Annotated in this window: 21 protein-coding genes, 2 tRNA genes and 1 pseudogene; 8 read left to right on the top strand and 16 right to left on the bottom strand. The window is 68.0% G+C overall.

The window, feature by feature from the left end; genetic code table 11:
* Positions 1–128: 128 nt before the first annotated feature.
* Positions 129–1,004, bottom strand: a complete 876-nt coding sequence (gene htpX / locus ABB28_RS07275; protein ID WP_042612066.1) for a protease HtpX — start codon at positions 1,002–1,004, stop codon at positions 129–131.
* Positions 1,005–1,097: 93 nt separating this feature from the next.
* Here htpX and gluQRS point away from each other — a divergent pair.
* From gluQRS to phaR, 3 genes and pseudogenes are all read left to right on the top strand, one after another.
* Positions 1,098–2,011, top strand: a pseudogene (gene gluQRS / locus ABB28_RS07270) (tRNA glutamyl-Q(34) synthetase GluQRS); the annotation flags it as partial.
* Positions 2,012–2,032: 21 nt separating this feature from the next.
* Positions 2,033–2,773 carry an acetoacetyl-CoA reductase gene (gene phbB, locus ABB28_RS07265; protein WP_057507995.1) on the top strand — a complete coding sequence of 247 codons (741 nt, stop codon included), beginning with the start codon at positions 2,033–2,035 and terminating at the stop codon, positions 2,771–2,773.
* 207 nt (positions 2,774–2,980) lie between these two features.
* Positions 2,981–3,580 carry a polyhydroxyalkanoate synthesis repressor PhaR gene (gene phaR / locus ABB28_RS07260; protein ID WP_083491967.1) on the top strand — a complete coding sequence of 200 codons (600 nt, stop codon included), beginning with the start codon at positions 2,981–2,983 and terminating at the stop codon, positions 3,578–3,580.
* A gap of 83 nt (positions 3,581–3,663) precedes the next feature.
* Here phaR and ABB28_RS07255 read toward each other — a convergent pair whose 3' ends face one another.
* The 6 genes from ABB28_RS07255 to ABB28_RS07230 all read right to left on the bottom strand — a co-directional run bounded on the left by ABB28_RS07255 (position 3,664) and on the right by ABB28_RS07230 (position 11,373).
* Positions 3,664–4,605: a TraB/GumN family protein gene (locus ABB28_RS07255; protein WP_057507994.1), complete on the bottom strand. Its 942-nt coding sequence runs from the start codon at positions 4,603–4,605 to the stop codon at positions 3,664–3,666.
* A complete protein-coding gene (locus ABB28_RS07250; protein ID WP_057507993.1) occupies positions 4,602–5,540 on the bottom strand; it encodes a DUF1684 domain-containing protein in 939 nt (312 codons plus the stop codon). Before ABB28_RS07250 ends, ABB28_RS07255 begins: the two co-directional genes overlap by 4 nt.
* An 11-nt stretch (positions 5,541–5,551) precedes the next feature.
* Complete coding sequence (gene mutL, locus ABB28_RS07245) at positions 5,552–7,414, bottom strand: DNA mismatch repair endonuclease MutL (RefSeq protein ID WP_057507992.1); 1,863 nt, start codon at positions 7,412–7,414, stop codon at positions 5,552–5,554.
* 289 nt (positions 7,415–7,703) lie between these two features.
* Positions 7,704–9,329, bottom strand: a complete 1,626-nt coding sequence (locus ABB28_RS07240) for an N-acetylmuramoyl-L-alanine amidase (RefSeq protein WP_057507991.1) — start codon at positions 9,327–9,329, stop codon at positions 7,704–7,706.
* A gap of 75 nt (positions 9,330–9,404) precedes the next feature.
* Positions 9,405–9,893: a tRNA (adenosine(37)-N6)-threonylcarbamoyltransferase complex ATPase subunit type 1 TsaE gene (gene tsaE / locus ABB28_RS07235; protein WP_057507990.1), complete on the bottom strand. Its 489-nt coding sequence runs from the start codon at positions 9,891–9,893 to the stop codon at positions 9,405–9,407.
* On the bottom strand, positions 9,886–11,373 hold the full coding sequence (locus ABB28_RS07230; RefSeq protein ID WP_057507989.1) for an NAD(P)H-hydrate dehydratase: 1,488 nt from the start codon (positions 11,371–11,373) through the stop codon (positions 9,886–9,888). Before ABB28_RS07230 ends, tsaE begins: the two co-directional genes overlap by 8 nt.
* A gap of 23 nt (positions 11,374–11,396) precedes the next feature.
* Between ABB28_RS07230 and queG the strand changes: the two genes are divergently transcribed.
* The gene (queG, locus tag ABB28_RS07225) at positions 11,397–12,479 is read left to right on the top strand and encodes a tRNA epoxyqueuosine(34) reductase QueG (protein WP_057507988.1); all 1,083 of its coding nucleotides are present in this window, start codon (positions 11,397–11,399) and stop codon (positions 12,477–12,479) included.
* 59 nt (positions 12,480–12,538) lie between these two features.
* The gene (gene xseA / locus ABB28_RS07220) at positions 12,539–13,879 is read left to right on the top strand and encodes an exodeoxyribonuclease VII large subunit (RefSeq protein WP_057507987.1); all 1,341 of its coding nucleotides are present in this window, start codon (positions 12,539–12,541) and stop codon (positions 13,877–13,879) included.
* An 81-nt stretch (positions 13,880–13,960) separates the two neighbouring features.
* On the opposite strand, the gene ABB28_RS07215 is transcribed toward xseA, so the two are convergent.
* The gene (locus ABB28_RS07215; RefSeq protein ID WP_057507986.1) at positions 13,961–14,863 is read right to left on the bottom strand and encodes a M48 family metallopeptidase; all 903 of its coding nucleotides are present in this window, start codon (positions 14,861–14,863) and stop codon (positions 13,961–13,963) included.
* Positions 14,864–14,934: 71 nt separating this feature from the next.
* Entirely contained in the window at positions 14,935–16,815 is a 1,881-nt protein-coding gene (locus ABB28_RS07210) for a formylglycine-generating enzyme family protein (protein ID WP_425479533.1), read from the bottom strand.
* A gap of 82 nt (positions 16,816–16,897) precedes the next feature.
* Between ABB28_RS07210 and rnd the strand changes: the two genes are divergently transcribed.
* Complete coding sequence (rnd, locus tag ABB28_RS07205) at positions 16,898–17,971, top strand: ribonuclease D (RefSeq protein ID WP_057507985.1); 1,074 nt, start codon at positions 16,898–16,900, stop codon at positions 17,969–17,971.
* A 142-nt stretch (positions 17,972–18,113) separates the two neighbouring features.
* Here rnd and ABB28_RS07200 read toward each other — a convergent pair whose 3' ends face one another.
* From ABB28_RS07200 to ABB28_RS07190, 3 genes are all read right to left on the bottom strand, one after another.
* A complete protein-coding gene (locus tag ABB28_RS07200) occupies positions 18,114–20,414 on the bottom strand; it encodes a TonB-dependent receptor (RefSeq protein WP_057507984.1) in 2,301 nt (766 codons plus the stop codon).
* 130 nt (positions 20,415–20,544) lie between these two features.
* Positions 20,545–23,079, bottom strand: a complete 2,535-nt coding sequence (locus ABB28_RS07195; protein WP_057507983.1) for a Cache 3/Cache 2 fusion domain-containing protein — start codon at positions 23,077–23,079, stop codon at positions 20,545–20,547.
* 166 nt (positions 23,080–23,245) lie between these two features.
* Positions 23,246–23,509, bottom strand: a complete 264-nt coding sequence (locus ABB28_RS07190; protein WP_057507982.1) for a Rho-binding antiterminator — start codon at positions 23,507–23,509, stop codon at positions 23,246–23,248.
* A gap of 103 nt (positions 23,510–23,612) precedes the next feature.
* Between ABB28_RS07190 and ABB28_RS07185 the strand changes: the two genes are divergently transcribed.
* A tRNA-Ala gene (locus tag ABB28_RS07185) sits at positions 23,613–23,688 on the top strand.
* A 47-nt stretch (positions 23,689–23,735) separates the two neighbouring features.
* On the opposite strand, the gene ABB28_RS18190 is transcribed toward ABB28_RS07185, so the two are convergent.
* Both ABB28_RS18190 and ABB28_RS07180 read right to left on the bottom strand, forming a co-directional pair.
* On the bottom strand, positions 23,736–23,906 hold the full coding sequence (locus tag ABB28_RS18190; RefSeq protein WP_170184005.1) for a hypothetical protein: 171 nt from the start codon (positions 23,904–23,906) through the stop codon (positions 23,736–23,738).
* Between the two features lie 150 nt (positions 23,907–24,056).
* Positions 24,057–25,085: an NADP-dependent oxidoreductase gene (locus ABB28_RS07180; RefSeq protein ID WP_057507981.1), complete on the bottom strand. Its 1,029-nt coding sequence runs from the start codon at positions 25,083–25,085 to the stop codon at positions 24,057–24,059.
* 247 nt (positions 25,086–25,332) lie between these two features.
* On the opposite strand from ABB28_RS07180, the gene ABB28_RS07175 reads away from it, so the two are divergent.
* A tRNA-Phe gene (locus tag ABB28_RS07175) sits at positions 25,333–25,408 on the top strand.
* A gap of 102 nt (positions 25,409–25,510) precedes the next feature.
* On the opposite strand, the gene ABB28_RS07170 is transcribed toward ABB28_RS07175, so the two are convergent.
* On the bottom strand, positions 25,511–25,813 hold the full coding sequence (locus ABB28_RS07170; protein ID WP_057507980.1) for a helix-turn-helix domain-containing transcriptional regulator: 303 nt from the start codon (positions 25,811–25,813) through the stop codon (positions 25,511–25,513).
* Positions 25,810–26,181, bottom strand: a complete 372-nt coding sequence (locus ABB28_RS07165) for a hypothetical protein (RefSeq protein ID WP_152983414.1) — start codon at positions 26,179–26,181, stop codon at positions 25,810–25,812. Before ABB28_RS07165 ends, ABB28_RS07170 begins: the two co-directional genes overlap by 4 nt.
* Positions 26,182–26,575 lie beyond the last annotated feature (394 nt).

The following is a 26,575-nucleotide window of genomic DNA, read 5'->3' as shown; positions in this document are numbered from 1 at the left end:
GAGCCGCGAAGAGCTACATGGACGTACTTGCGCGTGCCCCGCACAGCCTCCCCGCCCGGCCCACCCCCAACTGCAGCTGCAAACAACAGCCATCCGCGAGGGGGTCCCACCCGTTCGACCAACCCGCTTCAGACCACGGTAGAAGAACGCAGCGCGGCAATCCGCTCATCCAGCGGCGGATGGCTCATCATCAACTTGCGCAGGCCCTGCCCCATGCCGCCGGCGATACCGAAGGCAGCCACCTGGCTCGGCAGCGTGCTCTGCCCGTGGTTGACCTTCAACCGCTCCAGCGCGGCGATCATCTTCTGCCGACCGGCCAGCTGGGCACCACCAGTGTCCGCGCGGAACTCACGATGACGCGAGAACCACATCGCGATCATGGTGGCGAAGATGCCGAACACCATTTCCAGCACGAACACGATCACGAAATAGCCGATACCGCGGCCGCCACCTTCGCGGTTGCCGGACATCGCACTATCGATCACCCCACCGACCACCCGGGCCAGCACGATGACGAAGGTGTTGAGCACGCCCTGCAGCAGCGCCATGGTGATCATGTCACCGTTGGCAACGTGGGCGATTTCATGGCCCAGCACCGCCTCGGCTTCATCTTCGCTCATGTGGTGCAACAGGCCGGTGGAAACCGCGACCAACGCCTTGTTGCGGTTGGCACCGGTGGCGAAGGCATTGATCTCCGGGCCGTCATACACCGCGACCTCCGGCATGCCGATGCCGGCTTCGCGCGCCTGGCGCTCGACCGTCTTCAACAACCAGCGCTCGGTGTCGTTGCGCGGCTCGGTGATCACCACCGCACCGGTGGAGCGCTTGGCCATCCACTTGGACAGCAGCAGCGAAATGAAAGAGCCGCCGAAACCGAAGATCGCCGCCATCACCAGCAGGCCGCTCATCTGGCCGGGATTGACCCCCAGCACCGACATCACGATACCGGCGAGGACCAGCACCGCAAGGTTGGTAAGGAGGAACAGGGCTATGCGACTGAACATGGGGAAAGTTGGCTCTGGAGAGGGTAACGGTGCTAAATCTGCGGTGACTTCAGCTTGAATTCAAGCGCCAACCTGACCGACGATTCAGCCAGCATGACTTCCCCCATTCATTGCGGCCGGTTCGCGCCCTCACCCACCGGCCCGCTGCACGCCGGTTCGCTGCTCGCTGCCTTCGCCAGTTGGCTGTTCGCCCATCACCAGGGCGGGCGCTGGCTGCTGCGCGTGGAAGACGTGGACCCACCCCGCACCGTGCCCGGCGCGGCCCAGTCCCAGCTCGACCTGCTGCACTACCTGGGCCTGCAACCGGACGGCCCGGTGCTGTGGCAGAGCCGGCGCAGTGACGTCTACCAGCACGCGCTGGACGCCCTGCTCGCCAGCGGCCGGGCCTTCGCCTGCCATTGCAGCCGCAGTGAACTGGCCGCCAGCGGCGGTATCCACCACCAGTGCGTGGCACGCCAGGCGCGTCCGGACCCCGCCATCCGCCTGCGCGTGGCGCCCGGCAGCGTGGTGACGTTCGACGATGCGCTGCGTGGCCCACAGCGGCAGGACGTGCACGCCGATGTCGGCGATTTCGTCCTGCGCCGTGCCGATGGCTGCTGGGCCTACCAGCTTGCCGTGGTGGTGGATGACGCGGCGCAGGGCATCACCGACGTGGTGCGCGGCGCGGACCTGCTCGATTCAACCGCGCGCCAGATCCTGCTGCAGCGCGCGCTCGGGCTGCCCACCCCCCGCTATGCGCACCTGCCGCTGCTGCTGGCTGGCGACGGCCGCAAACTGTCCAAGTCCGAAGCCGCACCGACGGTCGACGGGGGCGATCCGATGGCCGTGCTGCGGCAGCTCTGGCGGCTGCTGGGCCAGCCGGCCGCTGCACTGGCCGGCGCGTCCACCCAGGCCGACCTGCTGCAACGGGCCGCAGCTGCATTTGATCGCACCCGGGTGCCCCTGCATGACATTTCATCGCGGCAGGCGCACAGCGGCCCATGATGTTGCAGAATCCCCCTTCCCCCCCTGATTTACGGAAGCGCAGCATGACTCCACGCGTCGCACTGGTCACCGGCGGCACCGGCGGCATCGGTACCGCCATCTGCCAACGCCTGGCCGACCAGGGCCATCGGGTCGCCACAAACTACCGTGACCATGCCAAGGCGCTGGCCTGGCAGCAGGCCATGGCAGCGCGCGGCCTGGCGATCGCGATCTTCCCCGGCGACGTGTCCACCCCGGAGAGTGCCGAGGCGATGGTGCGTGCGGTGGAAGCCGAACTGGGCCCGGTGGAAATCCTGGTCAACAACGCCGGCATCACCCGCGACACCACCTTCCACCGGATGCGTGCCGAGCAATGGCATGAGGTGATCAACACCAACCTCAATTCGGTCTTCAACGTCACCCGGCCGGTGATCGAAGGCATGCGCCGCCGCGGCTGGGGGCGGGTGATCCAGATCAGCTCGATCAATGGCCTGAAGGGCCAGTACGGGCAGGCCAACTACGCGGCGGCCAAGGCCGGCATGCACGGCTTCACCATCTCCCTGGCGCGCGAAAACGCCGGCTTCGGGATCACCGTCAACACCATTTCCCCCGGCTACGTGGCCACCGACATGGTCATGGCGGTGCCGGAGGAGGTGCGCGCCAAGATCATCTCCGACATCCCCACCGGACGGCTCGGCAAGCCGGAAGAAATCGCTTACGGCGTGTCCTTCCTGGTCAACGACGAAGCGGCCTGGATCACCGGCAGCAACCTGGACATCAACGGCGGCCATCACATGGGCTGGTGAGCGCCACCCGCCCCGCCCGCGCAGTGTGGCGTCCGCCGCACGCGCGGGGCCCGACAGGCTGAACCGCAGCGAAAATGCTGCGCAACATGAAAAGCCTTGCTGCGCAACATGATCACCCCCGCAACCCCCGCCACAAGGGCGTCTGGGCGTTGCAACGGGTGCTGCGCTGCGCCATGCTGCGCGTCTACTGTGACGAGTGCTTGCTTCATGGCTGCTACCCGCATCATCAAGAAGTATCCCAACCGCCGTCTGTACGACACCGAGATCTCCAGCTACATCACGATAGAGGATGTGCGCCAGCTGATCCTGGACGGCGAAGACTTCGAGGTCCGCGACGCCAAGAGTGGCGATGACCTGACCCGGTCGGTCCTGCTGCAGATCATCGCCGACCAGGAACAGGACGGCGAGCCGATGCTCTCCACCCAGCTGCTCAGCCAGCTGATCCGCTTCTATGGCGATTCCCTGCAGGGCTTCATGGGCAACTACCTGGAGCGCAGCATGCAGGTCTTCCTCGACCAGCAGCAGCAGTTCCGCCAGCAGATGGGCAACCTGCTCGGGCAGACGCCGTGGGCGATGATGAACCAGCTGACCGAACGCAACATGGAGCTCTGGCAGGAGTTCCAGCGCAGCATGGGCAACGGCTTCGGGCCGCGCCCGGGTGGTACGTCCACCGGTACCGGCCCGCGACCGGGCAGCACGCCGGGCGGTGCCGCGCCACGTGCGGGCACCGGTCCCGGCGCTGCGCACAAGACGACCGAAACTGCCGGCAGCACCGGCGGCACCGGCGGCAAGGGTCGCACGCGCTGATCCTGGCGCGGCCGCTGGCCTGAAGCAGAACGGCGCGCCCCTGCGGACGCGCCGTTTTTCGTTGTGGCAACCGCATGCAGGCGTCAGCGCTTGGCGCGCACCCGCTCCACCTTGTAGCCCTTGGCCTTGAGCTTCTCCACCACGCCATCGCTGCCCAGCAGGTGCAGCGCGCCGACCACCACCAGCGTGCCGCCCTGCCCGGCCTGCAGGTGCGGCTCCAGCTTCGGCAGCCAGGCGTCGTTGCGGTCGCTGTTGATGCGCTGGTACAGCTGCGGGTACTGGCGCTTCATGTCCACCGCCATGCGGTTCCACATCAGCACATCGTCACCGCGCCGCCACGCATCGTGCAGCGCGCGGATTTCCGCATCGCCCTTGTCGGACTGTTCCAGTGCTTCTTCCACCATCTGGCGCTGTTCGGCGATGCTCATGCCGGCCAGCACGCCGATCTGCGTATCGATGGTTTCCAGGCCGAGGATCGGTTTGCCCGCCTTGGCCGCCCGGTCCATGAAGTGCTTGTCCAGCCCCAGCGCGGGGTCCAGTCCCATTTTCTGCATCTGCGCGATGCTGATGCTCAGTCCGACGAACCACGGCTTGAGGCCCTGCATCTGCGCCAACGGCAGCGGATTGTTCGTGGCGTACTGCTGCAGCCTGGCCCACGTCGCATCGCCGAGATCCCGGCGCAGTTCGCTGCCATCGGTGCGCATTGCCGCCTGCACCATCTTGCCGGCCAGTTCCGGCGATTCCATGTCCCGCGCCGACAGTTCGAACACCACGCGCTGCGCTGCATCGAAGGCCTTTTCCGCCTCTGCCGCCAGCGGGTAATCCTCCGGCCGCAGCAGGTGGAAGGAACCCAGCAGGTAGACGCGCGCATCACCGGCGCCGGTCACCTTCCACAGCAGCGGTACCGGCGCCGAGCGCGTGGCCGCCGGCTTCGGCGTGGCAGCGGGCGTCGCCGCGACGGTGCCGAAGGCGGTGGCGAGCAGCAACAGCGGGGCGATCATCCAGCGGGTGACGGAACGCTTCATGGCGCACTTTCCTTGGGCGGGTGGTAAGCGCGTTCGCCGGCCTCGATACGCAGGTCCAGCCGGTTTTCCGGGGGTGCCAGCGGGCAGGTCGCGAACGGAGTGAACGCGCAGGGAGGATTGTAGGCGTGGTTGAAATCCACCAGCACATAGCCATCGGCGCCGGGCGCTTCGGTGTCCAGGTAGCGTCCCGCCGGATAACTGCCGTGGCCGCTGGTGCGGTCGGCGAAGATCAGGAACAGCGGTGCACCGGGTTCGGCGATGGCCTCGATCCGGTAGGTCGTGCCGCCCTGCTGGAACTCCACCAGGCCGGCGTTGGGCATGGCGGTGGTCAGCCCGGTGATGTCCACGATGGGCAGGGTCTTGCCCGCCGGGTGCGGCAGGAAGCGCGCGCGTACCTGCCACTGCGGCCCACCGGGCCAGTACTCCAGCCCGCTGAAGCTGCTGCGCGAAGCGGCGTCGGCATGCTTGATGCGCAACGCGAAACGTTGTCCGCGCTGCAACAGGCTCAGCTGCCCTTTCCCCTCGTCGAAGGCGATGCGGGTCGGCTGCGGGTCGTGGTCGCTGTTGAACGCGATCCGCCCGGTAACCGCCGTCCCGTCAACGCTCAGCGGCACGCCGCGTTCGGGAGTGAACGACCAGCGCTCGCCCTGCCGGCTGACCATGCCCAGCTTGTCCGGCCCGACGGCCAGGCGGATGCCACTGCCCGGCCCGCGTCCGATGTAATGGGCCTTGTGCTCCAGCCAATGCAGGCCGACCAGCGTGGTCCAGCCATCCGGCGCGGTCAGCTCCTGGTAACGCTGCATCCGCCATTGCTGCTGTTGCTGGGCGAATGCCGGATCGTCCTGCACGGCCGGCGCCACTTCCGGCGACTTGCCGCCACACCCGCCCAGTGCCAGTGCCAGCATCAAGGCCGCGCCGTAGTACCCCTTCCCCATGATCTTCCCCTTCAGCGTCCGCGCAGGAACCAGCGGTCGATCTCCGCCAGCGAAAAACGTGCCCAGGTCGGGCGCCCGTGGTTGCATTGGCCGGACCGTTCAGTGATCTCCATGTCGCGCAGCAGCGCGTTCATTTCCGGCACCGTCAATCGCCGGTTGGCGCGCACCGCGCCATGGCAGGCCATCGTGGACAACAGTTCATCGCGCGCGGTTGCCACGCGCCGTGACTGGCCATGTTCGCGCAGGTCGCCCAGCACATCGCGCAGCAGGCCTTCCGGCTCGGCGTTGGCGAGCAGTGCCGGGATGCTGCGCACATGCAGTGCGCCGGGGCCGGCGCGGGTCACGTCGAAGCCCAGTGCGATCAACGTCTCGGCTTCGCGCTCGGCGGTGTCGGCTTCGCGCTCGCCCACCGCCAGAGTGATCGGTACCAGCAGCGGCTGGGCATGCAGGCCGATGCCATCGTGGGCATTCTTCAGCCGTTCGTAGCCGATGCGCTCATGCGCTGCGTGCATGTCCACCACGATCAGGCCTTCGGCATTTTCGGCCAGGATGTAGATGCCATGCAGCTGTGCCACCGCGTAGCCCAGCGGCGGCACCCCGGCATCGGCGCTGGTCACCGGCAATCCGTATTCGGACGGCATCGGCGGCAGCGACTGCTGGCTGCCGGCAGGCGCTGAGTACAGTGCGGCGTAGGCCGCCGGCGCATCGGCCACCTGCAGGCCCAGCGGCGATTGCTGCGCGCCCCAATTACCGTAGCCGCCCCCGCCACCACTGCCACCGCCGCCGGGCTGTCCGCCCGACAAGTGCGTCGCCGCCTGCGCAGGCGCTCCCGCTTCCGTACCCGCACCGGCACCAATGTCATGCGCGGCCATGCCGGCACGCGTGTCGGCCAGTGCATCCTTCAGTGTGCGGTAGACGAAGTCATGCACCAGCCGCGAATCACGGAAGCGCACCTCGTGCTTGGCCGGATGTACGTTGACATCCACCCGCGTCGGATCCAGCTCCAGGAACAGCACATAGGCCGGCTGCCTGCCATGGAACAGCACATCGCCGTAGGCCATCTTGACCGCGTGTGCCACGCTGCGATCGCGCACCGAACGACCGTTGACATACAGGTACTGCTGGTCGGTACTGGCGCGCGAATAATGCGGCTGCGCGATCCAGCCGTGCAGGCGCAGGCCGGCACCGCTGTGGTCCACGCGCACGGCCTGGTTCGCGAAATCCTCGCCCAGCGTCTCACCCAGCCGCGCATCGGAATACAGATCCCCCGGCTTGTAGCGGCGCGATGCCTTGCCGTTGTGTGAAACGCGCAGTTCCACATCCGGACGGGCCAACGCCAGCGATCGCAGCCACTCTTCGATATGCCCCAGCTCGGTACGTTCGGCGCGCAGGAACTTGCGCCGTGCCGGCACGTTGTAGAACAGTTCGCGGACTTCCACGGTGGTTCCCGGCGCATGCGCACGCGGCAGCACCTCGCCGAGCTTGCCGCCTTCGATCTGCAGCGCCGAGCCGTGTTCGTCCTGCGCGCGCCGGGAGGCGAGCGTGAAGCGGCTCACCGATGCGATGGACGGCAGGGCTTCGCCGCGGAAGCCGAGCGTGGCCACCGCTTCCAGGTCGTCCAGGCTGGCGATCTTGCTGGTGGCATGGCGGGAAACCGCCAGCGGCAACTGCTCGGCGGCGATGCCACTGCCGTTGTCGCGGATCCGGATCAGCCGTACACCGCCTTCTTCCAGTTCGATATCCACGCGGGTGGCGCCGGCATCAATGGCATTCTCGACCAGCTCCTTGACCACCGATGCGGGCCGCTCGACCACTTCGCCGGCGGCGATCTGGTTGATCAGGATCTCCGGCAGCGGACGGATGGTGGCGCTCATGCGCCACCCCACGGACAGGCAATGGAGGCGGGAGGGTTGGGGAGGGAAACGTGTGCTGACTTCATCCGCCGATGATAGCGGATGGCTGGCTCCCGCCGCGCCGCGCGCCGGTAGTGACGGCCGCTGGCCGTCAGTGCTCCACCGCTTTGCCGCTGCGCTCGCCGAGCGTGGCTCGGCGCTACCGCTTCGCCGTTCGCCTGCGGTAGTGACGGCCGCTGGCCGTCAATGCTTCTCCGCTTTGCCGCTGCGCTCGCCGAGCGTGGCTCGGCGCTACCGTGTTCCGGCGGGGTTACTTGCTGCCGCCGGCCACGGTGCTGGCCGCTTCCATCTCTGCCTGTGCGCGCGCGGCGTACAGGGTTCCCGGCGGCGGCTGGCGGGTGAAGAACACATTGACGCCATCCAGCACGGCCGCCGCGATCTTGCGCTGGTAGGCAGGATCCATCAGCCGGCGCTCTTCGTCCGGATTGGAAATAAAGGCGGTTTCCACCAGCATCGCCGGCATGTCCGAAGTGCGCAGCACGGCGAAGTTGGCGCGTTCGATGTTCGGCTTGTGGTTGTTGCCGATCCGCTTCAGCCCGCCCAGCACATGGCTGGCGGCATCTTCGGACGCCTTCATGTAACCGCTCTGGGCCAGGTCCAGCAGCACGTTGGCCAGCGTGCCTTCGGTGCGCTGCAGGCTGACGCCACCGATCAGGTCGGCCGCGTTTTCCTTGTCCGCCAGCCAGCGGGCGCGCTGCGAGGACGCGCCCTTGGTCGACAGCACATACACCGACGAACCCCGCGCAGCGCGGTTTTCCGCGGCGTCGGCGTGGATCGAAATGAAGATGTCCGCCTTCGCCGCACGCGCTTTCTGCGCGCGCATCGGCAGGGGAATGAACACATCGCTGTCGCGGGTCAGGTAGGCCTTCAGGCCGGGGGTCGAGTTGACCTGGCGTGCGAGTTCGCGCGCCACCGACAGGGTGATGTCTTTCTCACGCTTGCCGCTGGGACCGACGGCGCCCGGATCCTGGCCACCATGGCCGGGATCGATGGCCACCACCAGCGACCGCATGCCCGGCTTCATGCTCACGCGCGCAACGTCGCTCGGCAGGCTGGGGCGTGGCGCGACAGGGGCGGCTTCGGGCGGCTGCGACGTGTTGCCGGAAGGCGCCGCAACGGCGGCAGCACCGGTTCGCGTCGGCAGGGTGCCGGCGATGGTGGTGCGCACGGGTGCCTGGGTCGGCTGGCCGGCCAGGATGGCCGCCGGTGACGGCGTGGCCGCTTCGGTGCCTGCGCCGGTTCCGGCGACGGTGGCCGTGGTGGTGCTCGGTAGCGTGGCCGGTGCGGCCGGCGCAACGGCGACAGCCGTGGCCTGCTGCTGGACCTGTGCGGTGAGCAGTGCGGTGGCCCGCGCCGCATCGCTGCGGGTTTGCGCGGTATTCACTGCCGTAGCCGGCGGCGGCGCGGCAACCGGCGTGGCTGGCGTAGGCGTCTGCGCAGGCGCGGTCGCCGGGGACGGCGTGTTGGTTGCCGTGGCCGGCGCATCGCCGGGCCATTCGATGACCAGCTTGGACTGTCCGCCCTGCTGCTGCATCTGCGGCTTGAACGGCGCCACCTTGTCGGCCAGGTCGAACACCACCCGGAAGGTGCCCGGGACCGGCTGTCCGGTACGTACCGCGGTGACCACGCCCTGGGCGGCCGGCAGCTTCAATCCGCGCACCGCGGAAGAGTCCGGGAAATCCACCACCAGCCGGTTGGGACCGGACAACGCGATGGTCTTGTAGCCGCCAGCACCGGCCAGTGAAATCTCGGCCCGGGTACCGGTGGCCCCGGCATCCAGGCGCACCTGGTTGATCTCACCCGCCCACGCATCGGCACCCGCCAGGGCGAGTCCGGCGGCAGTGCACAGAGCAAGGGTTCGGATGGTTAAGCGCATGGCTCAGGATTCAATCACTGCGCTGAACAGATTGCAAACCTTTTCCCTTAATAATCCGTAACTTTCATCGGTTTGTTATGGTCGATCTACAGAAAGCGAACCTAACTCGCCTCCCTCACACAATCGCTTCACCCAGGCTTCACCAGAATCGCTCAGCGGAATGAGACTGGCGCGGCGACCCGTGCCGGCCATCTGCAGTTCCAGGCGCAGATCGGTCGCCGGCAGTGCCCCTGCCCCGCGTTCCGGCCACTCCACCAGCCACAGCGAAGCGGTGCCCTCGTCCAGGCCCAGGAAGTCCAGTTCCGCCGCGCCCCCGATCCGGTACAGGTCCATGTGCCACGCCTCGCTGCCATCGGCCAGCGGATAGCGCTCCACCAGCGTGTAGGTGGGGCTGCGGATCGCACCGGTGACGCCGAGTGCGCGCAGCAGCGCGCGGGCGGTGGTGGATTTACCCGCGCCCAGGTCACCCTGCAGTTCCAGCAGCGCCTGCGCCGGGCGGGTGGCCGCCAGCGCCTGGCCCAGCAGGTCGGTGTGTTCGGGGGTGGGGAGATGCAGTTCAAGCATGGACAGGATCCGGATTGCAGAGCCGGCGCAGCGGCGCCAGCAGGTCGGTGGGAAGCAGGCCGCGCTGGCCGTCGGCGGCAGCCACGTCGCCAGCCAGCCCGTGCAGCAGGGCGCCGCCGGCTGCTGCCTCGAACGGCGCCAGCCCCTGGGCACGCAGGGCGGCAATGATGCCGGTGAGCAGGTCGCCCATGCCACCGACCGCCATGCCGGGATTTCCGGCGCCGATCACTGCGGTCCGCCTGCCCGGCGCTGCCACCAGGCTGCCAGCGCCCTTCAACACCACCACCGCATGGAAGCGATCGGCCAGTGCAGTGGCGGCGGCGAACCGGTCGGCCTGTACGGCAGCCGTGGTGGTGTCCAGCAGGCGTGCTGCCTCACCGGGGTGCGGGGTGAGGATCGCCTGCGGCAGAGCCTGCGGAGCGCGCGCCAGCAGGTTCAACGCATCGGCGTCCACCACCAGCGGCTTGCCGCTGTCACGTGCATCGTGCCATAGCGCCTGCGCCCACTCGTCCTGCCCCAGCCCGGGACCGATCGCCACCACGCTGGCCCGTTGCAGCAGTGCCTGCAGGTCCGCCTTGCAGTCCACCGCATGGCTCATCGCTTCGGGTAGCCGAACCAGCGCCGCGCCGATGTGGTCGGCACGCGTGGCCAGGCTGGCAAGGCCCGCACCGGCTCGCAACGCGGCGTGTGCTGTCATCAACAGTGCACCGCCGCTGCCATGGTTGCCGCCCACGCACAGCACGTGTCCGGACGTTCCTTTGTGCGCGTTGCGGCGACGCGGCGGCAGCAACGCCGGCAGGCGGTCGCTCTGCCAAAGGTCGGCCGACGCCTGCATGCCGTCCCATGCGGACGCCGGGACCGGCAAGGGCGCCAGGGCGCACTGGCCGGCATGTTCCAGTCCGCCGCCGGTATGCAGGCCACGATGGGCAGCCAGGAACTGCAGCGTCACCGTGGCGCGCACCGCCACGCCCGGCGCACTGCCGCGGTCGGCATCGATGCCACTGGGCACATCCAGCGCCAGCACCGGCGCGGCCTGCGCGTTGATCGCTTCGATCAGCGCCTGGGCCGCGGGCCGCGGCGCCTGCCGCAGGCCGAGTCCGAACAGCGCATCGACCAGCACATCGGCCGTCGGCAGGCTGCCATCGAATACGCTGCTGTGCCCGCCCGCCTGCTGGAACCCGGCGGCCGCCTGCATGCACAGGGCCGTCGCCGGCGCCGTGCCCGGCAGGGTCAGCACGCTGACCTGGCGGCCGGCCTGCAGCGCGTGCAGCGCCAGCACGTAGCCATCGCCGCCGTTGTTGCCCGGCCCCACCACCACGGCGATGTGCCGGGCATCGGGCCAGTGCTGCAGCAGGCAGTGCCACGCCGCCTTGCCGGCGGCGGCCATCAGCGACCAACCGCCGTCAGCGGCCAGCGCGGAAGCGCGCGCATCCAATGAACGGGCGGCAGCGGAATCGAACAGAGCGGAAGGGTCCAGCATGCAGGGATTCTATACTTGTGCGCATGCATCCCGATTCCCCCACCCTGCCCGCCGGCCTGGATCCGGCGCTCGCCGTCCAGCGCATCCGTGCACTGGCGCGTGCGCATGGCTTCCAGCGCTGCGGCATCGCCGGGGTGGACCTGGCCGGAGACGAGGCGCACCTGGCCGACTGGCTGGGCCAGGGGCTGTACGGCACGATGGACTGGATGGCGCGGCACGGCACGTTGCGTGCGCGGCCGGCCGAGCTGCTGCCCGGCACCGTGCGGGTGATCTCGCTGGGCATGGACTACAGCCACAAGGACGACACCGAAGCCTGGGCCACGCTGGCCGATCCCGGCCGGGCCTACGTCGCGCGCTACGCGCTGGGCCGCGATTACCACAAGCTGATGCGCAACCGGCTGCAGAAGCTGGCCGCGCAGATCAGCGGTGAAGTGGCCCCGCTCGGCTTCCGGGTGTTCGTCGATTCGGCGCCGGTGCTGGAACGTGCGCTCGGTCGCGATGCCGGCCTGGGCTGGATCGGCAAGCACACCTGCCTGATCGATCGCCACGGCGGCTCGTGGTTTTTCCTCGGCGAGATCTACATCGACCTGCCGCTGCCGATCGACCAGCCGGCCAGCGCGCACTGCGGCACCTGCACCCGCTGCATCGACGTTTGCCCCACCCAAGCGATCATCGCCCCGCAGCGGCTGGATGCACGCCGCTGCATTTCCTACCTCACCATCGAACATGATGGTGCCATTCCCGAGCCGATGCGTGCGCTGATCGGCAACCGCATCTACGGCTGCGATGACTGCCAACTGGTGTGCCCCTGGAACAAGTTCGCAAAGCGCACCGACGAAGCCGATTTCCGCGCGCGCAACAACCTGGACCGCGCGCGCCTGGATGAGCTGTTCAGCTGGGACGAAGCGGAGTTCCTGCACCGCACCGAAGGCAGCCCGATCCGCCGCAGTGGCCATGAGCGCTGGCTGCGCAACATCGCCGTGGCGCTGGGCAATGCGCCCACGTCAGCGCAGGTGGTGGAGGCGCTGACGACCCGCTGCACGCACGATTCGGCGCTGGTGCGCGAACACGTGCAATGGGCGCTGGAGCAGCACGGCGCGGGGTGATCGCCTGCGTCCGACGTGCGACCATGGTGGCCTGATCCGGATTGACCCGTTGAGTGCCCATGCAGCAGCGCAGCATCGATGTCCTTACCCCCAGCCAGCTCAACACGCTGGCGCGTGACCTGCTGGAAGGCAGTTTCCCGGCGATCTGGGTAGAGGCCGAACTGGGCAGCGTGGCGCGTCCCTCGTCGGGCCATATGTACTTCACCCTGAAGGACGCACGCGCGCAGCTGCGCGCGGCGATGTTCCGGATGAAGGCGTCCACGCTGCGCTTTGTGCCGCGCGAAGGCATGCGCGTGCTGGTGCGCGGCCGGGTCACGCTGTACGACGCACGGGGCGAGTACCAGATGGTGCTCGACCACATGGAAGAAGCCGGCGAAGGTGCACTGCGCCGCGCCTTCGAAGAGCTGAAGGCACGGCTGGAAGCCGAGGGCCTGTTCGACCCGGCGCGCAAGCGCCCGCTGCCCGCCCACGTGCAACGCCTTGCAGTGATCACGTCGCCGACCGGCGCGGCGGTGCGCGACGTATTGAGCGTGCTGGCGCGCCGCTTCCCGCTGCTGGACGTCGACCTGCTGCCGTCGCTGGTACAGGGCGATTCGGCAGCGCCGCAGCTCACCCGCCTGCTGCAGGCCGCCGATGCCAGCGGCCGCTACGACGTGATCCTGCTGACCCGCGGTGGCGGCTCGCTGGAAGACCTGTGGGCGTTCAACGATGAAGCGCTGACCCGCGCGGTGGCCGGCAGCCGCACGCCGGTGGTGTCCGCGGTGGGTCACGAAACCGACTTCAGCCTCACTGATTTCGCTGCCGACCTGCGCGCCCCGACCCCGTCGGTGGCCGCCGAACTGCTGGTGCCCGACCAGCAGGACCTGGCACGCCGCCTGCGCCGTGACGCCGCGCGCCTGCAGCAGCTGCACCGGCATGCGCTGGCCCAGGCGATGCAGCGCGCCGACCGCCTGCTGCTGCGGCTCAACGCCTGCAGTCCGCAGGCCCGGCTGCAGCTGCTGCAGCGGCGTCACGCCGACCTCGGCCGGCGCCTGCAGGCGGTCCGCCAGCAGCAGGGGCAGCAACGCACGGCGCGCCTGCGGCATGCAGCAGCGGTGCTGCGAGGCTTCCATCCGCAACGCCAGCTGGAAGGCCTGCAGCGCCGCCTGCTGGCCCTGCGCGGCCGCCCCGAGGCGGCAATGCAGCGCCAACTGCAGAACGACACGCTGCGCCTGCGTGGCCTGGCCCGTTCAATGGAAGCGGTCAGCCCGCTGGCGACGGTATCGCGTGGCTACAGCATCCTGACCCGCACCGACGATGGCCAGCTGGTCCGCAGCGTCGGTCAGGTCCAGCCCGGCGACGCCCTGCAGGCCAAGGTCGGCGATGGGGTCATCGACCTGCAGGTCACCCGCACCCGCTGATCACGGCCGCTGGCCATCTGCTCGGTAGTGACGGCCGCTGGCCGTCTTGCCCTCAATGACGGCCGCTGGCCGTCTGCCGCCCTACTGCCGCGCCTGCTCGCAGAACCGCTCGCGGTATTCCATCGCCTTCGGCATCAGCGCCTGCAGGTTCTGGATGCGCGTGCCCGGATTGGGATGGGTCGAAGAGAACTCCGGCTGCGACTGCCCGCCGCTGGCCTGGCCCATCCGCTCCCACAGCGGCACCGCTTCGCGCGGATCAAAGCACGCCGCCGCCGCCAGCATCAGGCCCACTTCATCGGCCTGCGTTTCATGGCCGCGTGCATACGGCAGCAGGTAGCCGTAGCCCATCGCCGCCATCACCATCTGCTGCTGTTGCGGGTCCATGCCACTGGCCGCACCGGCCATCTGGCCGATCTGGGTCAGCTTCTGCTGCGCCATGCGCTGCGCACCATGGCGCAGCAGCGCATGGGCGATCTCATGCCCCATCACCACGGCCATCGCATCGCGGGTCTGCGCCACCGGCACCAGTCCGGTATACACCGCCATCTTGCCGCCCGGCAGGCAGAATGCATTGGCCTGGTCGGACTGGATCACGTTGACCTCCCAATCGAACCCGCGCGAAAAATGCCCCGGCTGCAGCCCATGCTCTTCGGCCAGCGCGGTTTCCACCACGTCCACCTTGGCAATCAGCCGCTGGGCGATCTCACGCACGTCGCGCGACACCGGCGCGTTCGGGTCCAGCGGGCGTTCCTGCGCGAGGATCTCCTGGTAGGCCTGCAGGCCCAGAGCCTTTTCCTGGTCCACGTCCAGGGTGCTGTCGATCAACACCGACTCGCCGGTGTACGGATCCACCGACCGGTTGGAAAACCAGTAGAAGGCGGCATAGCCGGCGAAGGCCAGCAGCACCAGCCAGCGGACATTGCCGAACAGGCCGCCGCGGCGCGGGCCCTGCTGCGAAGAACGGGAGAAAGGATCGTTGCGCATCGACGTGCGTCCTGGCCAGGCCCGCCGGGGCCGGCGGGTAACGGCTCATCCTAGCCCAGATGCGGTGCAGCTCAGATGCCGCGCACCAGCCGGAAGCCGATCCGCCCGCTGGTGGTGTCTGAATCCTGCGATTGCCGCCAGGCCGCGCGGGTCTGCTCGGGGGCATTGGCCCAGTTGCCGCCGCGGATCACCCGCGCGCGGCAGCCCGGATTGAACCAGGCCGCGCCGTCGGACGGCGCACGCCGGTAACTGGCATGCCAGCAGTCGGCGACCCATTCGCTGAGGTTGCCGCCCATGTCATGCAGGCCCCAGGCATTGGGCTTGAACATGCCGACCGGCGCGGCGCCCCAGTAGCCGTCGCCATAGCCGATGAAGGCATTGGCCCAGCGCCGCCCGGTGGGCGAAACGTCCAGGCTGCCGGTGAAGTTGCCCGAATCCGGCGGCGGCACCCCGGCATCACCCCACGGATAACGGCCGGAGGACCCGGCCCGCATCGCATATTCGAATTCCGCCTCGCTGGGCAGCCGGTAAGAGCGCCCGGTCTGCTCGGACAACCAGTTCGCATAGGCTTCGGCGTCACGCACGCTGACATGCATCACCGGCTGGTTGGCCAGCGCGCGTGCGCCGTCGTAGTCCGATTGCCAGTCGACCCCGCTACGGCGGATGAAATTGCCGCTGCGCTCGTCGTAGACGATCGAATGGCCGCGCCGGGTGGCCCGCGGGCGCGCATTGGCCGCCTTCACGAAGCGCGCGAAATCGGCCACGGTCACCTCGGTCATGGCCATCGCGAAGCCCCGTTCGAAGCGCACGTAATGCGAAGGCCGCTCGGCGTCGCTGGCACCGGGTTCGTGCAGCCCGGCGCCCATCTGGAAGCCACCGTGCGGCACCACTTTCATCTGCGGTCCGCGCCCCCCATCGCGCAGCGGATCACTGAACACCTGCCCGGGGCGGAAACTGCCGTAATGCGTGGCCAGCTCGATGCGCTCGCGCAGCAGCGCCACATCGGCGTTGCCCGGCAAGGCGATGCGCATGGCCTGCTCCAGCTTCTCACCGGCCGGCTTCAGGCCCTGCGGTGTCGCCAGGTCACGCAGTCCCTGCGCACGCAGGGTGGCAAGCGTCGCCGCGCGGATCCCCTCGATGCGTTCGAAGGCATCGGCAATGGTGGGGGCGGCATCGCGCACCTTGCTGGCTTCGGCCAGCCAGGTACCGGCGGCGGCGAAATCGCCCGCCCGTGCGGCGATCTCGGCGCGCCCGATCAGTCCACTTTCAGCCGCTGCCAAGCCCTGTCGGGCCCGGGCATTGTCTTCATCCAGGGCGAGTGCTTCACGGAAATTGACCAGTGCACCGTCGCCATCCTCGCCGATGCGCCCGGCGCGCAGGTCGTCTTCGCCCGCGCGGTTGAACGCCACCGCGCGCTGGGCGACCTCGACCTGGCCCTGCAGCGCACGCGCCTGCGCGTTGTCCGGGGCAATGGTCAGCAGCACCAGCGCGATCTGCGCCGCCTCGGCCAGCGCCACCCGCTGTTGCTGCGGTTGCGCCAGCAACGCCCTGGCCTGCCCCAGCAGCTGGCGCTGCGCCCGCTGCAGGCCATCGCGGGCACGACGGTCCTGCGGATCCTGCTCCAGCAGCGCCAGCCACAGCGGAATGGCCGATTCGCTGGTTTCGAACAGCTGGCCCTCGCGCAGGGCCTGTTCGGCGCGTCGGCGCGCATCGGCGCGCTCGCCGGGGTCAAGGGTCACCGGGGGCGGCGTCCAGCGCTGTATGGTTTCGGCTTCATCCTCGCCGCCGATGGTCACCGTGGCTTCGCCGCCGGCCCGGGCAGTCTGCGCACGCGGCGCCGGCTCGGCCGCTGCGGCCGCCGGTGCGCGGGCCGCCGGCGATGGCTCACCGCACCCGGTCGCCCCCAGCAGGCACAGGGCGGGCAACAGCAGGTACGGGCGCAGCAGACGCAAAACCAACTCCTTCAGGCCGGGGTGCCGGCCGACGTTAGGCTATTCTCCCCTTCCTGAGCAAACGCGAGAAGTCGAACGCCCCGTGGCAACCTGGATCAACACCCCCGCAGAACTGCAGGCGCGGCAACAGCTGCGTCCCTCCCGCATCGGCCTGGACACCGAGTTCATCCGCGAGCGCACCTTCTGGCCGCAACTGGCCCTGGTGCAGATGGCCGTCGGCGACGAGGTCCTGCTGATCGATCCGCTGATCCCGGGCATGCCCGAGGCGCTGGCGCCGTGGCTGACCGATACCTCCATCATCAAGGTGATGCACAGCGCCAGCGAAGACCTGGTGGCGTTCAAGCACACCTGCGGCGTGCTGCCGCGGCCGCTGTTCGACACCCAGATCGGCGCGTCGCTGGCCGGTATCGGCGGTGGCATGGGCTACCAGAAGCTGGTGCAGGAGATCACCGGCGTGACCCTGGAGAAGGGGGAAACGCGCTCTGACTGGATGCGCAGGCCCCTGTCGGATTCGCAGCTGCAGTATGCCGCCGACGACGTCGAACACCTGTTCGCGCTGCACGATGCCATCGTGGCGAAGCTTGAAGCGCAGGATCGCCAGCAATGGCTGGCCGACGATGCCGAACGCCTGCTGGCCAGCGTGGAGCATGACGAAGACCGCTGGCCGCACCTGGGCATGCGCTCGGCGCAGTTCCTGGATGCACCGGCACAGCGCCGGCTGCTGCGCCTGCTGCGCTGGCGCGACCAGCAGGCACGTGCCAGCGACCGTCCGCGCAGCTGGATCCTGGACAATGAACTGGCGGCCACCCTCGCCCGCGTCCCACCGGTGGACGAAGCGGCGTTGGGCAAGCTGTTCGACCAGTTCCCGAAAGCACCGCGCAAGCTGGCAGGTGCGGTGTGGCAAGCATTGAACACCCCGCTGGACGATGAAGCCGATGCGCCGCAGCTGCTGCAGGCCACCGATGCCAACAAAAAGGCGTTGAAGAAGCTGCAGGAAGCGGTAGCGCAGGTGAGCCAGTCACTGGGCCTGCCCGATGGCGTCCTGGCCTCGCGCAAGCACCTGGAAAGCTACCTGGAAAACCGCACCTGGCCCGCTCCGTTGGCCGGCTGGCGGCAGCAGGTACTGGAGCCGAAGCTGCAGCCGCTGCTGCCCTGACCGCTTTGCCGGATGACGGCCAGCGGCCGTCACTACCGGGTGGCCACGCATCTGCTGGATGACGGCCAGCGGCCGTCACTACCGGGCAACGAGCCCCAGGTAGTGACGGCCGCTGGCCGTCAACCTCATTGCCGGTGCCGCGTCACCAGTTCACGTTCACCGAAACACCCACGGTGCGCGGCTCGTTGTACACCGCCGCCATGTAGTTCTCGATCACGCCCTTGAGGTTCTTCTCGTTGGTGATGTTGCGCGCGAACAGCGCCACTTCGTAGGCGCCGTAGCCGCCGGAGTAGCCCAGCTTCAGGCCGCCTTCGAAATCGCCCTTGGAATTGAACTCGGCCGTGTCGTACAGCACGAAGCTGGTATAGCCCTGCTTGTTCCAGTCGGTGGACACGAACACGGTGGCTGCATCGCTGACCGGGAAATCGTAGCGGGCCGCCAGGTTGATGCCGTACTTCGGCGCGTTCGGCAGCGGGTTGCCGTTGATCTGCGCGAAGGTATTGGCACCGACCTTGATGGTCGGGTCGTTCACGGTACACACCACCACGCCGTTCAGCGCACACACCTGGGCGTACACCCGGTCATCCTGGATCTCGCTGTGCAACAGGCTGACGCCCGCACTCAGGGTCAGGTTCGGAATCGGACGCAGTTCCATGTCCGCTTCCAGGCCGTAGGCACGCGCCTTGTCCGCGTTGAACAACACGCCATTGCCATCGGAATCATTGCCGTTGAGCTGGATGTCGTTGACCTGGTAGGTGAAGGCGGTCGCGTTCAGGCGCAGGCGGTTGTCCCACAGCGTGCTTTTGACGCCGGCTTCCCACGACAGGATGGTCTCCGAATCGGCGGTGGTGAAGTCCGAGTTGAACACCGCCGAGCGGCCCTGGATGGTCGGTCCGCGGAAGCCGCGCGCGACCTTGGCGTACACGCCCACCTGGTCGTTGATCTGGTACATCGCGCTCAGGTCCCAGCTCGGCGTGGTGTCGCTCATTTCCACATCCGTGCGGCCGCGATAGGTCACCGCACCGGCCGCGGTGTCGGCGGTCTTCAGCAGGCGCGTGCGCTTCTCATCGCGGGTCTGGCGCAGGCCCGCGGTGAGCGTCAGCTGGTCGGTGGCCTTGTAGCTCAGCTGGCCGAAGCCGGCAACGGAGGTATTGGTATTGCGCAGGCGCACCCAGTTGTTGGGATTGCGCGCAGCACCCTGCAGGAACCAGCCGCGCTGGTAGAAGTCCGTGATGTCACGGCCGTCGAAGTAGAACAGGCCTGCCTGCCAGCTCAGGCGATCATCGCCCACGCTGGCCAGACGGACTTCCTGGGTCCACTGGTCGAGGTCGCGCACCTGGCCCATCGACTGGCCGAAACCATTGGCCACGCCGTTGACAGGGAAGTTGGCCGCCGCGCCGCCGTCGGTGTCACCGCGGCTGTAGCCGGACGTGGTTTCGTAGGCGGTGATCGAGGTCAGTTCCACCGCGCCGAAATCGTAGGTCGCCTTGAGCGAGCCACCATAGGTCTTGTAGGCCTGCGGGTTGTTGGCGGCCTCGTCGTAGGCCACGCGGTCGCGCGCGGCGATCGGCTGGTTGGAGCCCTTGACCATGCCACCACGCAGGAACAGCGTGGAGGTGCCTTCGTAGTCCCGCGCATGCGCGGACGCCAGCACGGAGAAGTTGTCGGTGGGGGTCAGCAGCAGCTGGGCGCGCACATTGCGGTCGTCGAAGCCGCCCATGGCATCCTTGCGCGGCGCCATCGTGCCATCGGCACTGGGACCGGCATAGGTGTTGTCCACGTAATCATCGCGGTGCTGGTACAGCGCCGACACGCGGAACGCGGCGACCTCGTTGATCGGGCCGCCCAGGCCGGCATCCACGGCGACGCTGTTGTGGGTTCCGTAGCTGGCATTGACCCGGCCGCTGGCCTCCTGGCTCGGCTTGATGCTGTCGAACTTGACGATGCCGGCGGTGGTGTTGCGCCCGAACAGCGTGCCCTGCGGGCCACGCAGCACTTCGATCTGGTCCACGTCGTAGACCGGGTTGGACTTCAGCACCACGTGTTCCAGCACCACGTCGTCCTGGATGATGGACACCGGCTGCGAGGCACCCAGATAGAAATCGATGTTGCCCAGGCCACGGATGTAGAAGCGCGGGAAGATGCGCCCGGTGGTGGTCTCGGCATAGAAGCCCGGCACCCGCCCGGACAGTGCCAGCAGCGTGTCATCGCCGCCGGCGGTGTAGTCGCGCAGCTGCTCGCCCTGCACCACGCCGACCGACACCGGCACGTCCTGCAGATTCTGCTCGCGGCGTTCGGCGGTCACGGTGATGGCATCCAGCGCGGTGGCGCTGGCCGGCGTGGCAGCCTGCTGCGCGAAGGCCGGTGCGACCAGACCCATGGACAACGCGGCGCATGCCAGCGCCAACGGATGACGACGGAAGATTCGGTGGTTCAGATGCATGTACGGGGACTCGCGGGAGCGTCCGTGCGGCCTGCGCGAGCCGGGCGGATCAGGAAATCAAAGCGCGCAGGCGCACAGTATGGCGGCCACGTTGCAATCCCGTGGCAGCCGCTCCCCCTTGCCGCCGACCTTACGCTGCCACCACCGCCGCGCGCGCCAGCACGAAGCGCGCCGCCGCTTCGCGCAGCGACGCCGCTTGGGCGGTCATCGACTGTGCCGAGGCAGACGTCTCTTCCACCAGCGCCGCGTTCTGCTGGGTGACCCCGTCCATCTGCACGATGCTCTGGTTGACCAGTTCGATGCCGGCGGCCTGCTCGCGCGATGCCAGCGCGATGCCGCCGATCGCCGTGCCCAGTTCTCCGACCGCGGTCACCACCTGCTGGATCGTCTCGCCGGCCCGCGCCGCCAGCGCACTGCCGGTGCCGACCTGCTCCACCGATTCGTCGATCAGGCCCTTGATCTCACGCGCGGCCTGCGCCGAGCGCTGCGCCAGGGTGCGCACTTCACTGGCCACCACCGCGAAACCACGCCCTTCTTCGCCCGCACGGGCCGCTTCAACCGCCGCGTTCAGCGCCAGGATGTTGGTCTGGAAGGCAATGCCATCGATCACCGTGGTGATGTCGGCGATGCGCCGCGAAGACGCCTCGATCAGGCGCATGGTGCGCTCTACCTCGGCCACTGCCTCACCGCCCTGCGATGCCACGCCGGTGGCCTGCACCGCCAGCTTGTCCGCACGCACCGCGTGGTCAGCGCTCTGGCGAACCGCCGCGGTCATTTCTTCCATCGATGCGGCCGACTCTTCCAGGTTGGCCGCCTGCTGTTCGGTCCGGCGCGACAGGTCTTCGCTGGCCGAGGCGATTTCCGCCGCCGCCGCCGACACGCCATCGGCCGAGCGCTGGATGCCAGCGATGATCGTGCCCAGGCTGGACACGGTCTGGTTGGCGTCGTCGCGCATTTCGGCGAACACGCCCTGGAAATCACCTTCGATACGGCTGCGCAGGTCGCCCCGCGCCAGGTTGCGCAGCAGGTCCGACAGCGCCGCCAGGTTGTGGTCGGCCGTGGTCATCAGGGTGTTCAGCCCTTCCACCATGACCCGGAAATCATTGTCGAACGCTTCGGCGTCACCACGCGCACTGAAGTCACCGGCCGCAGCGGCCGCGACCAGGCGCTTGATCTCGCCATTGATGGCCTGCAGGCGGGCGCGCACGCCGTTGACCGACGCGCTGATCCGGGCCTTCTCGCCCGGCAGTTCCGGCATCGAAGCCGACAGGTCACCGGCAGCATATTCCTGCACCAGTTCGACCATCTCCAGCGTGGTGCGCACGTGTGCATCGACCAGCGCATTGGTGCCCTCCACCATGCCGCGGAACGCGCCCTGGAACGCGCTGGAATCGATGCGGTGGCTGATGGTGCCTTCGGCGTGGTGCTGGGCCATGCGATCCTGCGCGGCGGTGACATCGCGCAGGGTCGACTGCATCTGACGCATGGACGACAGCAGGCGCCCCACCTCATCCGGGCGACGCTGCGGGATCTCGCGGTCCAGCCTGCCCGCCGCCACGTCTAGTGCCACCTGTTCGGCCTGCTGCAAGGGACGAGCCAGCAACCGGCGCATGGCCAGCACGGTCGCGCCGATCACCGCCAGCAGCGCCAGTGCGGAAATGCCGGCGATCTGCAGCAGCAGCGTGCGCAGCACGTCCTGCAGCACCGACACCGGCTCCATGCCCAGCACCATCCAGCGCCACGGCGCATGCGCCTGCGCGGAAACGAAATAGCCGCGCGTGTCCTTGCCATCGGCGCTGCGCACCTGCAGCGTGGCCGATGCCTGGCGGCCTTCCAACAGCGCCTGCAGCAGCGGCAGGTCTTCGGCCACCACGCGCTCGCTGATCTTGCCGCCTTCACCGGCGGGCGCTGCGATCACCTTGCCAAAGCCCTCGCCGGGCCGCGTATCGATGGCCATGAAGTAGCCATCCTTGCCCAGCGTGGAATCACGCAGGCTGGCCTTCAGCGCGGCCAGGCCAGCGGACTGGTCCTGACCGACGAAGGCGATGCCCACCACCGCGCCGGCCGCATCCTTCAGCGGCATGTAGTGCGTCATATAGTCCGTGCCGAACAGGTGCGCCGGGCCACTGAAGGCTTCGCCGGCGATGATCTTCGGATACGCCAGGTGGGCACGATCGAGCTTGGTGCCCAGCACGCGCTCACCGGCGGCATTACGCAGCGAGGTCGCCACCCGCACGAAGTCATCGCCATCGCGCACGAACACCGTCGCCACGCCGCCGGTGGAGGTGGCAAAGCGATCGACTGCCGCATCATCCAGCGCCAGCGGGCTGCCACCGAACATCAGCTGCGGGGCAACCTGGCCGGCCACCTCCACGCTGCGCGCGGCATCCACGGCGGCATCGCCGGCCGGCAGCGAGGCGCGGAACAGTTCAGCCATGTGGGCGGTGCTCTGGCTCAGGCTGCGGTCATACAGCGCCACCGAATCCCGCATCAGGCTGGCCGAGGTGTCCAGCCCGGCCTGCACGCGTGTCTGGTAACTGGCGGCGGTCTGCCGGTAGATCAGCAGGGCCAGCAGCACGAAGGCAGCGGCGGTGATGGCCGCAAGCAGGATCGCCAGACGGGAAGAAATGGACAGCGTGGAACCGGTGGCGGCAGAAGTCGTCATCGAGAGGCACTTGATAGGAAGGGGGAACGCGTGTCGGGCGTCACACTTTTAACGGCACCGAAGTGGTCCGCTTTAGGGTGGATCGATCAAATTTTCGACAGCGTTCAGCCTCCAAGCGATTGATTTTTCGCATAAAGGAGCTGAAAACGGTTACACGGCGTCATGATCAAGCCGACAGCACGACCCGCCCGAAGCCGCTTTCGTCATCGAGCGCCCTGATCGCGTGCAGCTGATCCAACCGCAGGTCACGCACGCCATCGGCGCTTTCCAGGCGCAGGAACTCTTCCTTGGCCGGCGTGCTCACGGTGGTCAACGCACGGCCTTCCACCTGGGTGCCGTCGGTCAGCTCCACCTGCAGGCGAAGCCGGCGCAGGCAGGCGATCTCCAGATGGTCATGCAGGTCACAGGAAATCGGGCGGTAAGGTTCCATCGGCTTTCCAGCGTTGGCTGCACGGGCACGTGACGTCACACTTTCGGTCCGCACGCGCGGGCTTGGCAAGCATCCGGCAGTTGGATAGACTCAGGTCCACTGTGGGGCCATAGCTCAGCTGGGAGAGCGCGTCGTTCGCATCGACGAGGTCAGGAGTTCGATCCTCCTTGGCTCCACCACGAATTGGAACGGAAAGCCCCGGGATCGCTCCCGGGGCTTTTTTCGTTCAGGCCGGCTCGCCGCTGCCATCCTTGCGCACCGGCTTCTTCGAGTGCGCATCACGAATCTGCTCGTCCTGCTGGCCGGGACGCTGCTTGGCCACATCATCCTGTCGCTGGTCCTGCTGGCTTTCTTCTACGCCGGCGCGGTCTTGCTGACTGTTCTTTTCGGTACCCATGCTGCGTGCCTGCTCGTTGTGGTGTGTCGTGGTACTCCACGCTATCGGCGCCGCCGTGATGCGCAGATCACGAGCCCGCGGCCGCCCGTTCAGCCCGGTTGGCCCTGTCACCTGCGCGCGGCACCGTGGCGGCCCTCACGGGAACACCGCTCAGTCCAGCTTGACCACCAGCTTGCCGAAGTTGCGTCCCTGCAGCAGGCCGAAGAACGCCTCCGGCGCCGCCTCCAGACCGTCCACGATGTCTTCGCGGTACTGGATGCGCCCATCGCGCAGCCACTGCGCCATCTCTGCCTCGAAGCTGGGAAACAGCGCGGCGAAATCGGTCTGTATGAAGCCCCGCACGGTCAGCCGCTGGCGCAGCACCTGGCTGAAGAAGTCCGGCAGGCGGTCCGGCCCCGGCAGCACCGCACCCCGCGCGTTGTAGGTGGCGATGGTGCCGCACACCGGCACGCGCGCGAAGTCATTCAGCAGCGGCAGCACGGCATCGAAGACCTTGCCGCCGACGTTTTCGAAATAGACGTCGATGCCCCCGGGAGCGGCTGCACGCAGTTGCTCGGCGAAGCCGTCGGCGCGATGGTCCAGCGCCACGTCGGCACCCAGCGTTTCCACGTACGCACGCTTGTCCGGACCACCGGCAATGCCAACCACACGCGCACCCTGCTGCTTGGCCAGCTGCAGCACGGTGGCGCCTACCGGACCACTGGCCGCGGCCACCACCAGCGTTTCCCCCGGCTGCACGCGGCCAATCTCCTGCAGGCCCGCGTAGGCGGTGAAACCCGGCATGCCATGCACGCCCAGCGCAGTGCTGAGCGGCAGTCCGTGCGCCTGCAGGCGGCGGCTGATGCCGGCCCCGTCCACCACCGCGTGGGTCTGCCAACCGCCCGATGCCACCACCAGCGCGCCCTGCTCCAGCCCATCATGGCGCGAGGCCAGCACTTCACTCACCGTGCGCCCTTCCATCACCGCATCCAGGGCCACCGGCGCAGCATAGGACGGGCCTTCTTCCATGCGCCCACGCATATAGGGGTCCAGTGACAGATAGCGGTTGCGCAGCAGCACCTGGCCCGGCTGCAGGTCGGGCAACGCGGCCTGCTCGCGGCGGAAGTTAGCCGCGGTCGGTGCGCCCTGCGGGCGCGATGCGAGGACAATGCGATCGGTGGTGAGGGACGAGGGGCTCATGCGCTGCATCCGTTCGGTAAAGGAAGTGACCTTCGACGGTACGCGCAACGCAGCGCGCATGGGGCCCTGAAAAACCAGCGTCCCATTGCCGTGCACGCTGGCGGCAACGAAGGATCAAGCACTTGCGGGCGCATGGGCAGTGCGGAGACACCATTGTGAAGTTTTTTGTTCAAAAGGCTTGCCGAAACCGCGTGACCTCCGTAATATGCGCCTCCTCGGCAGCGACATCGCTGCCAACGAAACAAGTGGCCGAGTAGCTCAGTTGGTAGAGCAGGGGATTGAAAATCCCCGTGTCGGCGGTTCGATTCCGTCCTCGGCCACCATTGTTTTTGAAGGGTCTGCAGAAATGCAGGCCCTTTTTTTTTTGCCTGCTGCACGGATTCTGCACGGGTGGGCAGTGCGACCCGCCCTCCCCGGCCAGGTCGTCAGGCGGAGCCGCGTTGAATCGGCTGCACCCGCAACTGGATGCCCAGCGCGCGCACCACGCCCAGCACGTTGTCCAAGTACAACGGACGCGACCCGCCCAGCTGCCGTCGCAGGGCATCGTCGCTCAGCCCGCATTCGCGCGCCACGTGGCCGATGCCATGCAGTTCGGACACCAGCAACAGCGATCGCGCGAAGGTCGTTTCATCGTAGTGGATCATGTGCAGGCGATCGTCCAGGTAGTCGGCCATTTCTGCTGCATGCCGGTTTTCCAGTTGCGCCTTTGCGGACTCGTAGGGCGTCATGCCTGCCTCCACATCGCATCGGCCGACGAGCGCACCAGTTCGCGTCCGGAGACGATGAGCTCTTCGATCATGAACATGCCGAATCCTGCGTCCGACTGCATTTCCTGACGGCTCAGGTGCACCGCATGCAGCACTTCGAAGATCGACGCCAGCGCCTGCAGGGTACGGATAGGCACGGCGACCTGCGCGGTGCCTTTGAGCTCTGGATGGCAGCCGCCTCCCGCCTGCGGCGAATCGGACGACGTGCGCGGCAGAAGCCGCAGGTGCGTCACACGGTGTTGGTTGGTGCGCGAGGTTTCGAACGCTTCCAGCCGCCGTTCGAGGCGTTCGATGAAGTGCGGCGGGAAGTCCTGCATCCGCTCGCCCATCAAGGCGTACAAGCGCTTCGCGCTGAGGGGATAGTGCGATTCCATTGCATACCTCACAAGGCTTGAGGCCACCTGCGCCAAGGCGTCAGGTGGCGGGCGATGCGGGTTGCCATACCGGAGAAGATTTCAAAAAAGCCCGGCGGATCAGGGATCCCCCACATCGCCCGCCGTATGGCCGGCGCGCGATGCAGTGCATTCTCCGCCGTGCCCAAGGGGCAAAACAGAGGCAAATGAAATCTTCCTGTCAGGATGGCAATCCCGGCTGGCGCTCTTCGTCGCCAGCAGCCCCATAGCAGCAGCGACGGCCGTCTACGTACATGGGCGAAGCTGCAAAAGCGTCGCGATGCGAGCACATCAGTCGAACCATCGGCCGCATTCCGGGCCAGTTGCGCCA

The sequence above is a fragment of the Stenotrophomonas chelatiphaga genome, from assembly GCF_001431535.1.
Taxonomy (GTDB): domain Bacteria; phylum Pseudomonadota; class Gammaproteobacteria; order Xanthomonadales; family Xanthomonadaceae; genus Stenotrophomonas; species Stenotrophomonas chelatiphaga.
This window is presented reverse-complemented; position numbering and strand designations above follow the sequence as displayed.

Coding starts and splice junctions, on each gene's coding strand:
- htpX (WP_042612066.1), bottom strand. CDS start 1,004: ATGTTCAGTCGCATAGCCCTGTTCCTCCTTACCAACCTTGCGGTGCTG.
- phbB (WP_057507995.1), top strand. CDS start 2,033: ATGACTCCACGCGTCGCACTGGTCACCGGCGGCACCGGCGGCATCGGT.
- phaR (WP_083491967.1), top strand. CDS start 2,981: ATGGCTGCTACCCGCATCATCAAGAAGTATCCCAACCGCCGTCTGTAC.
- ABB28_RS07255 (WP_057507994.1), bottom strand. CDS start 4,605: ATGAAGCGTTCCGTCACCCGCTGGATGATCGCCCCGCTGTTGCTGCTC.
- ABB28_RS07250 (WP_057507993.1), bottom strand. CDS start 5,540: ATGGGGAAGGGGTACTACGGCGCGGCCTTGATGCTGGCACTGGCACTG.
- mutL (WP_057507992.1), bottom strand. CDS start 7,414: ATGAGCGCCACCATCCGTCCGCTGCCGGAGATCCTGATCAACCAGATC.
- ABB28_RS07240 (WP_057507991.1), bottom strand. CDS start 9,329: ATGCGCTTAACCATCCGAACCCTTGCTCTGTGCACTGCCGCCGGACTC.
- tsaE (WP_057507990.1), bottom strand. CDS start 9,893: ATGCTTGAACTGCATCTCCCCACCCCCGAACACACCGACCTGCTGGGC.
- ABB28_RS07230 (WP_057507989.1), bottom strand. CDS start 11,373: ATGCTGGACCCTTCCGCTCTGTTCGATTCCGCTGCCGCCCGTTCATTG.
- queG (WP_057507988.1), top strand. CDS start 11,397: ATGCATCCCGATTCCCCCACCCTGCCCGCCGGCCTGGATCCGGCGCTC.
- xseA (WP_057507987.1), top strand. CDS start 12,539: ATGCAGCAGCGCAGCATCGATGTCCTTACCCCCAGCCAGCTCAACACG.
- ABB28_RS07215 (WP_057507986.1), bottom strand. CDS start 14,863: ATGCGCAACGATCCTTTCTCCCGTTCTTCGCAGCAGGGCCCGCGCCGC.
- ABB28_RS07200 (WP_057507984.1), bottom strand. CDS start 20,414: ATGCATCTGAACCACCGAATCTTCCGTCGTCATCCGTTGGCGCTGGCA.
- ABB28_RS07195 (WP_057507983.1), bottom strand. CDS start 23,079: ATGACGACTTCTGCCGCCACCGGTTCCACGCTGTCCATTTCTTCCCGT.
- ABB28_RS07190 (WP_057507982.1), bottom strand. CDS start 23,509: ATGGAACCTTACCGCCCGATTTCCTGTGACCTGCATGACCATCTGGAG.
- ABB28_RS18190 (WP_170184005.1), bottom strand. CDS start 23,906: ATGGGTACCGAAAAGAACAGTCAGCAAGACCGCGCCGGCGTAGAAGAA.
- ABB28_RS07180 (WP_057507981.1), bottom strand. CDS start 25,085: ATGAGCCCCTCGTCCCTCACCACCGATCGCATTGTCCTCGCATCGCGC.
- ABB28_RS07170 (WP_057507980.1), bottom strand. CDS start 25,813: ATGACGCCCTACGAGTCCGCAAAGGCGCAACTGGAAAACCGGCATGCA.
- ABB28_RS07165 (WP_152983414.1), bottom strand. CDS start 26,181: ATGGGCGAGCGGATGCAGGACTTCCCGCCGCACTTCATCGAACGCCTC.